This window comes from Parvibaculum sp. (assembly GCF_035511255.1).
Taxonomy (GTDB): Bacteria; Pseudomonadota; Alphaproteobacteria; order Parvibaculales; family Parvibaculaceae; genus Parvibaculum.
On record NZ_DATKFR010000396.1, the window covers coordinates 1 to 5,948 of the forward strand.

General features: G+C 64.5%; 10 protein-coding genes. 2 read left to right on the forward strand and 8 right to left on the reverse strand.

Translation table 11 applies throughout. The features are described 5' to 3' along the window. From VMR03_RS15235 to VMR03_RS15255, 5 genes are all read right to left on the reverse strand, one after another. Nucleotides 1–419: DUF2460 domain-containing protein (locus tag VMR03_RS15235; protein ID WP_325406709.1), on the reverse strand; the 419-nt coding region annotated here is incomplete at its 3' end. 122 nt (nt 420–541) lie between these two features. Continuing rightward, nucleotides 542–1,174 carry a phage tail tape measure protein gene (locus VMR03_RS15240; protein ID WP_325406711.1) on the reverse strand — a complete coding sequence of 211 codons (633 nt, stop codon included), beginning with the start codon at nt 1,172–1,174 and terminating at the stop codon, nt 542–544. An 88-nt stretch (nt 1,175–1,262) separates the two neighbouring features. Beyond that, nucleotides 1,263–1,397, reverse strand: a complete 135-nt coding sequence (locus VMR03_RS15245; RefSeq protein WP_325406713.1) for a hypothetical protein — start codon at nt 1,395–1,397, stop codon at nt 1,263–1,265. Nucleotides 1,398–1,413: 16 nt separating this feature from the next. Continuing rightward, complete coding sequence (locus VMR03_RS15250; protein ID WP_325406715.1) at nt 1,414–1,617, reverse strand: hypothetical protein; 204 nt, start codon at nt 1,615–1,617, stop codon at nt 1,414–1,416. Continuing rightward, nucleotides 1,614–1,994: a hypothetical protein gene (locus VMR03_RS15255; RefSeq protein WP_325406717.1), complete on the reverse strand. Its 381-nt coding sequence runs from the start codon at nt 1,992–1,994 to the stop codon at nt 1,614–1,616. The genes VMR03_RS15250 and VMR03_RS15255 overlap by 4 nt, the downstream gene beginning before the upstream one ends. Before the next feature lie 109 nt (nt 1,995–2,103). On the opposite strand from VMR03_RS15255, the gene VMR03_RS15260 reads away from it, so the two are divergent. Then, on the forward strand, nt 2,104–3,009 hold the full coding sequence (locus VMR03_RS15260) for a hypothetical protein (protein ID WP_325406719.1): 906 nt from the start codon (nt 2,104–2,106) through the stop codon (nt 3,007–3,009). Nucleotides 3,010–3,278: 269 nt separating this feature from the next. Beyond that, entirely contained in the window at nt 3,279–4,184 is a 906-nt protein-coding gene (locus VMR03_RS15265) for a hypothetical protein (protein ID WP_325406721.1), read from the forward strand. 4 nt (nt 4,185–4,188) lie between these two features. On the opposite strand, the gene VMR03_RS15270 is transcribed toward VMR03_RS15265, so the two are convergent. From VMR03_RS15270 to VMR03_RS19020, 3 genes are all read right to left on the reverse strand, one after another. Then, nucleotides 4,189–4,827 carry a hypothetical protein gene (locus tag VMR03_RS15270; RefSeq protein ID WP_325406723.1) on the reverse strand — a complete coding sequence of 213 codons (639 nt, stop codon included), beginning with the start codon at nt 4,825–4,827 and terminating at the stop codon, nt 4,189–4,191. Nucleotides 4,828–4,847: 20 nt separating this feature from the next. Beyond that, nucleotides 4,848–5,573, reverse strand: coding sequence for a hypothetical protein (locus tag VMR03_RS15275; protein ID WP_325406725.1), 726 nt, complete (start codon nt 5,571–5,573; stop codon nt 4,848–4,850). A 134-nt stretch (nt 5,574–5,707) separates the two neighbouring features. Further along, a partial coding sequence (locus tag VMR03_RS19020; RefSeq protein ID WP_414693190.1) for a phage tail assembly chaperone occupies nt 5,708–5,948 on the reverse strand: 241 nt, incomplete at its 5' end.

Genomic DNA, 5,948 nt, shown 5'->3' on the forward strand with positions numbered 1-5,948 from the left:
CCGACCGCGACCCGCACCGTTCCCGCCACGGGCTTCCTGATCGTCCGCATATAGACGATGCCCCCGGAGCCGTAGGCCTTCGCCAGTTGAAACACCCGCGCCGTCCCGTCGCCCGTGCCGATCGCCTGGTCCGTCGGCGAAATGTCGGCGCCCGGCGCGCAGGATTTGAAATCCGCGCGGTCCTTCCAGCGGAAGCCGTTGAGCCGCCCATGCCGCGCCTCGAAGAAGGCGATCAATGCATGCACATCGTCGAGCGAGCGCAATCCGAGCCCCGCATTGAAACGCCGCCGGGAATGCGCCCAGGCGCTGTTGCGCTCCTCCGCGCCCGAACCGAGCGTCACGATCTCCGTGCGCCGCTCCGGCCCCCCCGTCGCCCCGAAGGCGATGTCGGTCGGAAATCTGATCTCGTGAAATGCCATTCGATGTCCTTTGTCGTCCATCCTTCGAGACGGGCGCTGACGCGCCCTCCTCAGGATGAGGAATAAAAGCCCCTCACCCTGAGGAGCGGCGAAGCCGCGTCTCGAAGGGCGAGGCCGAGGTCTCACAAATTCCGCGCGCCCCGGCTCGTCACCCGTGAAAGCAACGCCGCGATCTGCGTTTCGGAGCGGCGGAAGCTCGCCGCGTCCGCCGCCGTCACGTTGAAATGAATGGTGACCGGCGCCTGTCCGCCTTGCGACGCGACGCCGAGCCGCCCGTCGGCCCCGCGTTGCAGCGGCATGATCGCCTCCGCCCCCGCCTCGCCGGCAAGCCCGACGCCGTTCGCGAGCGGAAAGAGCATCGAGCTGTTGAGCACGCCGCCTTTCGCGAAAGGCTTCACCCGCCCGCCCGCGATCACGTTGCCGTCGGCGCTCGCAAAGAGCGAACCGAGAGAAGAGGCGAGCGAGCCGCTCCCGCCCGAATTCATAATCGACTTCAGCGCGTTGTTCATCACGAGCTGCGACAGGTCGAGCGCGAGTTTTCGGAGCGTGTCCGACAGCGACTTGCCCTTCAGCGCGATCGCGTCGAAGGCGCTCGTCAGGCTCGAGCCGAAATCCCGTCCGCCGGACGACGCCCGGCGATAGCTTTCGGTTACGGTGCCGAGCGTCCGCGTCGTCTCCGCGCCGAAACTGCGCGTCGCCGCCGTCGCCTGATCGAGCGCCGCCGTCAGCGTCGTCGGATCGTTGGTGTCTGTCATGATCTCTCCAATATCTGACTGAAGCCCTCTCCCCTTGGGGAGAGGGTTGGGTGAGGGGGAAGCCACAACCGGCATCCTCGCCGCCGCCTCACCGGCAGGCGGCCCGAGCCTGATCGCGAAGGCCCGCGTAATCGGCCATGAAGCGCCCCGTCGTCGAACCCGGCCCGAGCCGGTCGAGTTCGTCGGCGGCCGCCGCCTGCTCCGCCCGCGTGTAGTCGCGCAAATGCAGGCACCCCGTCTCAGAAAGTCCCGTCGCGCAGCCGCCCAACAGCATCGGACTGATCGCGAGGAGCATTCGCCAGCGCGTCGTTGATCGCATCCTGTCTCTCCACTTCTTTCTGCATCGCCTTCGCCGCGCCGCTTTCCCGCGCCAGCATGAAGGCCAGAAACGCCGCGCCGAATTGGGCGAGCGCGCCGACGATCTTCGCGAGGAGGTCGATCACGACGACACCCCGCTTTCCCCCGCCACGGCCGAAACGCCGAGCCGCGCCTCGATCATCCGCGCGAGATGATCGCCGGTAAGGCCGAGCGCCTTCAGCGTCTGCGGCACATGCTGGATGGCGTAGTTCGACGCCTCGGCCACGAGTTCGCTCCGCACGGCGATCTGGCCGCGCTCGTCTGCCAGCGCCTTGAGCCGCGTCATTGCGAAGGCGATGCCCATGGCGAGCGTCTTGTCGAGAATGGTGCCGAGCTCCCCGTCGCGCTTTGCCTTGAGAAAGGCGCAGGCCCGCGCGACGACGAAAGACGCGAGCGCCGTGAGGACGCCGAGGACGAGTTCGTTCACAAGCGGCGACAGCGCCGCCACATCGATCATGTGCATGCTGATGGTCCTTTGAAGGGTCTGGATTTGTTTCGACGAAAGCCGCTACTCTACCCGCCGGGGTTCAGCGTCCGGCAGTATCTCTTGGGCGCTACACGGGGGATCCGCCATGCTCGCCATTCGCCTTTTTCTCTTCTCTCTCGCCGCGACGGCCCTCGCCGCCTGCGGCCCGAAATTGAAGGACCTCCCGGAGACGAGCTTCGCGCCCGTCTACGCGCCCGCCGACAAGACGGCGGCGACCGCCACCATTCGCGGCGCCTACCGCGAGAAGGAAGGCCTCATCAAAGACAGCGTCAGCGGCGCCTATGTCGCCATGATCGACGGCGAGCGGCCGTCGCGGAATTACGCGACCGATCCCATCCAGATCGCGCCCGGCCCGCATTCCCTCACCGCCCGCTACTTCAGGCCTGAGAGCCTCTATTTCCCTATTCCCTTCCGTCTCGATGCGAAGCCCGGCGCATCCTATGTCGTGCGCCTGGAAGAGGGCGAATTGACCGTCGAAAACTATCTCGGCAAGGGCCCCGTCCATCATCTCTATATCGTCGAGGAAACGACGGGCGAGATCGTCTCGCCGAAAATGCCCCACCTCGCCGAGAAGGCGGAAGAATTCTACGCGCCGCCGTCGGCCCCCAACGTCGCTACGATCCATGGCACGGTCACGAGCAACGGCCTCGATCGTTCCGCCGCCTATGTGCTCGCCATCGATGGTCGCTATGCTCCGGTGAAGCCGAGCATCATCTTTGCCGGCTCGGGACGCGACTACAACGCCACCTATGCGGTCACGCCGGGACTCCACGCGCTCGCCATCGGTATCGAAAGCGGTTGGGGATTCGACACCTATCCGATCATGCTCGATGCCCAACCGGGCGCTTCCTACGTCCTGCGCTTCGAGATGGGGTTCAAGAAGAACGGCGAGGACAAATGGATCATCTTCACGGTCTGGGTCGAAGACGAAAAAAGCCACCAGGTCATCTGGCCGAAAACCGATCTACCGGCGAAGAGATTGCCTCTCTGAGAGCCTATTTCGCCTTCGCCGCGCCGGCATGAAGGTCAGAAACGTCGCGCCGAATTGCGCCACCGCGCCAACGATCTTCGCGACGAGGTCGATCACGACGACACCCCGATCCCCATGCCGAGCGTCCGGTCGAGAATCGGGCCACATCGATCATGTGCATGCTGATGGTCCTTTGAAGGGTCTGGATTTGTTTCGACGAAAACCGCTACTCTGCCCGCCGGGGTTCAGCGTCCGGCAGTATCTCTTGGGCGCTACACGTGGGATCCGCCATGCTCGCCATTCGCCTTTTTCTTTTCTCGCTCGCCGCGACGGCCCTCGCCGCCTGCGGCCCGAAATTGAAGGACCTGCCGGAGGCGAGCTTCGCGCCCGTCTATGCGCCCGCCGACAAGACGGCGGCGACCGCCACCATTCGCGGCGCCTACCGCGAGAAGGAAGGCCTCGTCAACGACAGCATCAGCGGCGCCTATGTCGCGATGGTCGACGGCGAGCGGCCGTCGCGGAATCACGCGACCGATCCCGTTCCGCTGACGCCGGGACCGCACTCGCTCACGATGCGCTACTGGGCCGTGCGCGACAGCTTCCACCTCGCCGTCCCCTTCCGCCTCGATGCAAAGCCCGGCGCGTCCTACGTCGTGCGCCTGGAAGAGGGAAACCTCAACGTCGAGAACTACCTGGGCGTCGATCCGACCTACTATCTCTACATCGTCGACGAAACGACCGACGAGATCGTCTCGCCAAAAATGCCCCATCTGCCGCAAAGGGCGACGGAATTCTACGTCGAGCCGGCGGCGCCCGATATCGCCACGATCCGCGGCACTATCGAACATGGTCTGGACGCCTATTCGGCTTATGTGCTCGCCATAGACGGCCGTTACATCCACACAGAACCGGACTCGATTTTTTTCGACGACGGTCGCAATTATGAAGGTGCCGTCGCCCTGACACCCGGCCGACACGCGCTCGCCATCGGCATCCGCAATAGCAATCTCTACAATGCCTTGCCCGTCTTGATCGATATCGAGCCGGGCGCGTCCTACGTCCTTCGCTTCGAGCATGGCGTCAAGAAAAGCGGCGAAGACAAATGGCAGACCTTCACCGTCTGGCTCGAGAACGAAAAGACCGCTGCGATCGTCGTCCCGAAGACGGATATGCCCATCATGCGGTTGCCCTTCTGAGCGCCTACTTCGCCGTCAGCGCCCGCGCCGCGACCTTCACCGTGCCGCCATGCGAATAGGTGAGGTGGCTCGTCGATTCCGATCCCGAATACACGTTGAACATCACCACGCCCGTGCTCACCGTCTGCACGTTGACCGCGCCCGCGATCCGCGAAACATTCTGTCCGACCATCTTCGGATCGGAGAGGATCACGAGATAGCGTTCGTTCTCATGCGCCCGGATCAGCGCCGTCAGCGCGCCGCCGCGAAACGCGAAGTCCTCGCGCGAAACCTCCCGCAGAAGCTTGCCCGTCCCGTCGAGCAGCAACAACTGCGGCGCGAAAATGCTCTGCCCGAGGGGCTCGCTCGCCACGGAGACGATGAGCTGTTCTCCAGCCGTCGGCAGGCTCACGACGCCATAAAGGCTCTTCTCGCCCGGACTGCGCTCGAGACATGCGCTGCCGGGGCCGATCTGGACATCGAGCGGATTTTCCTTGTCCGCGTCGAAGACGAGCGGCAACGCCCGGCCGAGGTCGGGCTCGCTCGTGCAGGCGCTCGTCGCCGGCAGCGCCAGCACCGGCGGTTGCGACACCGGCCCCTTCGTGGCGCATCCGCCCACCGCCGCCAGCGCCAGGCCCAGCATGGCCGCCAGCGGCATCCGCATTGCGTTTCTCATCCCGCCCCTCAGCGCAACAGATTGCCGATGGCGTCCGTCGTCGACGCAAAGGCGACGCTCTCGCCCTTCGCGGCTTTCACGGGATCGGCTTCGAGATCGTCGAAGCTCGCAAACGCATAGGCAGGATCCGGCGCGAGCGTGACATGGTCCGTGCTACCGCCCGCCGCGAGAACCGGGTTGTAGAAGACGCTGTCGGACATCAGGACCGATCCGTCCTCCGCCTTCACGAGCTTGCAGTCGGTATAGAGAAACGGCCGGTAGGGCGTGCTGGCCGCGACGCCGGCCGCCACATATCCGTAGAAGGCGACGACGTCGAGATAGGCGTCGACATTGTTGTCCTTCGCCGACGGATAGGTCTTGAGAAGGCTTCCGTGATCCTCGCGCGACACCGGAATGAGCTTCACCTCGTAGCCGCGCGCCTTGAGCGACGCCGTCAGCCCCTCCGTGAACGCCTTGTCGGCGACGAATTGCTGACCGTCGAGAATCTTTTTCAGCGAGCTGTCCCGTCCTTCCTTGATGCCCGCGTCGATCAGCGCGCCGATCAATCCGAAGCTCTGCCCGGGGCTGCTCGCCAGCGCGGCAGAAGGCTCGCTCGGCACGTCCGGCGTCAGCAGTCCGATCGTCTTGATGCTGCTCGCCGACGATTTGTCGAACGGCACGGCCGGCTTGCTCGCGCAACCGGCAACGAAGAGCAGCGCGCACAGCGCCGCCATCTTCCACAAGGAAGTTGTCATGATAGCCCCCCGAAAAAACGCCGCCCCGGCGTCGAACCCGCAACGGTCGCTGCCATTGCATCATCGTTGAGTAAACTAGCGCGTTTTCCGACGACCGGCAACGAGCCCCTGTCCACTTGCATCCGTAAAATATCCTATCGCCTCGCATTTTCATTTTGCGACCCGTCACGATCCATCAGCAGACGGAGATCGCGAACTGTCGTCATATCGTCATCTTGCGGACGGAAACATCGCGCCGCCGCCGCGAGCTCCGGCAATGTCATGCGCCAGAACTGCTCCGGCGCGAGCTTCAGATGCCCGAAGCCGATTTCCATCGCCCGTGCCCAGGGAAACGATTTCATGCTGCCGCGCCGCCACCGAAGGTTGCAGTGAGAA

Bases quoted from the DNA above. Each gene is read 5' to 3' on its own strand.
- VMR03_RS15240 (WP_325406711.1), bottom strand. From the start codon at position 1,174: ATGACAGACACCAACGATCCGACGACGCTGACGGCGGCGCTCGATCAG.
- VMR03_RS15255 (WP_325406717.1), bottom strand. From the start codon at position 1,994: ATGCACATGATCGATGTGGCGGCGCTGTCGCCGCTTGTGAACGAACTC.
- VMR03_RS15260 (WP_325406719.1), top strand. From the start codon at position 2,104: ATGCTCGCCATTCGCCTTTTTCTCTTCTCTCTCGCCGCGACGGCCCTC.
- VMR03_RS15265 (WP_325406721.1), top strand. From the start codon at position 3,279: ATGCTCGCCATTCGCCTTTTTCTTTTCTCGCTCGCCGCGACGGCCCTC.
- VMR03_RS15270 (WP_325406723.1), bottom strand. From the start codon at position 4,827: ATGCGGATGCCGCTGGCGGCCATGCTGGGCCTGGCGCTGGCGGCGGTG.
- VMR03_RS15275 (WP_325406725.1), bottom strand. From the start codon at position 5,573: ATGACAACTTCCTTGTGGAAGATGGCGGCGCTGTGCGCGCTGCTCTTC.